This window comes from Bacteroides sp. B1-V-101 (genome assembly GCF_023656585.1).
Classification (GTDB): Bacteria; Bacteroidota; Bacteroidia; order Bacteroidales; family Bacteroidaceae; genus Bacteroides; species Bacteroides thetaiotaomicron.
The window spans coordinates 1-1,366 of record NZ_JAMOKH010000091.1 but is presented as its reverse complement, the minus strand read 5'-3'; the positions used below and the strand labels follow the sequence as shown (position 1 = coordinate 1,366).

3 protein-coding genes are annotated in these 1,366 nt (G+C 34.3%); all 3 read left to right on the top strand.

The annotated features are described in order from the left end of the window. On the top strand, positions 1 to 500 hold a 500-nt coding region (locus tag NBH01_RS26535; RefSeq protein WP_284697263.1), incomplete at its 5' end, for an RHS repeat-associated core domain-containing protein. A 12-nt stretch (positions 501 to 512) separates the two neighbouring features. Further along, entirely contained in the window at positions 513 to 860 is a 348-nt protein-coding gene (locus tag NBH01_RS26530; protein WP_011608529.1) for a hypothetical protein, read from the top strand. After that, the gene (locus NBH01_RS26525; protein ID WP_028728972.1) at positions 850 to 1,200 is read left to right on the top strand and encodes an immunity 51 family protein; all 351 of its coding nucleotides are present in this window, start codon (positions 850 to 852) and stop codon (positions 1,198 to 1,200) included. The genes NBH01_RS26530 and NBH01_RS26525 overlap by 11 nt, the downstream gene beginning before the upstream one ends. The last annotated feature ends 166 nt before the right edge of the window (positions 1,201 to 1,366 follow it).

The following is a 1,366-nucleotide window of genomic DNA, read 5'->3' as shown; positions in this document are numbered from 1 at the left end:
AGTTCAGATACTACTCGCCTGAAATGGGGATATATATTTCTTCTGACCCGATTGGGCTGGCGGGCGGATTTAATACATACGCTTATGTGAAAGATACTAATACTTGGGTTGATGTTTTAGGTCTAAGTGGAGAGCTTGTATATCAACTTATCAGAGATAATAAGGTAGTTTATTATGGTATTACAAGCAGAACTGCCTTAGAACGTATGGCAGAACACGGCAAAACAAAAGTGTTCGACAATATGGAAATATTGGCTGACGGACTTACACACGACCAAGCTCGCTCTATTGAAGGGGCTTTGATAAGACAACGTTTGAAGGAAAGAGCTGACGATTGGTCAGACTTTGATTCGATTAAAGCCAGATTAGATAAATCAGGATTAGATAATAGAAACAGAGGTCGAATAAAAGAACGCTGGACATCGGAAAATCCGTTAGACGATTTACGAGATAAAATATACAAAAAACCAAAGAAAGTAAAAGTAGGCTGTAAATCTTAAAACAAATAAAAAATGAAAATATTTAGCACAGCACCCGATGGAAATGAAATGGCTGATATGGCAAATGCACGCTACTTTAATTTGGCTATAAAACAAATTGAAGAAAATGCAGAATGGTTAAAAACAGCAAATAAACCAACGCAAGCTCTTTTAGCACATATTGAAATACTAATTATGCTTGCAAAAAGATTTCCAATCGATGCAAATTTGAGCATCAAAAAAGACAAAGTAAAAGAATGGAAAAATACGTTTAACGATTGGTTTGAACGTGTTGGTAATAAAATACCTGCAAAGTACAGGGACGGTATAAAAGCCAATGGCGATGAACTCTTTAAACAATTGGAACAATATGGACACTAATAATTTTAATGAGTTAATAAAACCATTCTTTTGGATCGAACACGAAAATAGTGTTTCGGTATGTTTGAATGTTGGAGAATACAAAGCAGAAATTTTCCAAGCAAGAGAAGATGAGGGCTTTGAGGGCAACGGTTATGATTGGGGGGCTTTAGCAAAAGTATTTTTGGAAGAACAAAAAACTGAACTAATAGAAATCATAAAGTTTGACCCCGAAGCAGATATGTTTTGTGTTTATTCATCTAATCCAGATGCTCTAAAATCTTTTATAATTGCATTTAAAGAAACCTGCGAAAACGAAACTTTAATACAAGATTTATTTTTAAGAGCAGAATTAGATTAAAAAAACACATCTTTATACAAACAAAAGAACGCTTCAAATGGAGTGGTTTTTTGTTGCAAAAGAAAAAAGGAGTAAAAAAACAGGGACTGACCGCCTCTTACAAAAAAAGTTATCAACAGGTATTTTGTTTGTTTTCCCTCTTTTCTTCTGATGGTTTTAAGGGATT

What these genes read in the sequence shown, in the direction of transcription:
- NBH01_RS26530 (WP_011608529.1), top strand. Translation starts at nt 513, where the DNA reads ATGAAAATATTTAGCACAGCACCCGATGGAAATGAAATGGCTGATATG.
- NBH01_RS26525 (WP_028728972.1), top strand. Translation starts at nt 850, where the DNA reads ATGGACACTAATAATTTTAATGAGTTAATAAAACCATTCTTTTGGATC.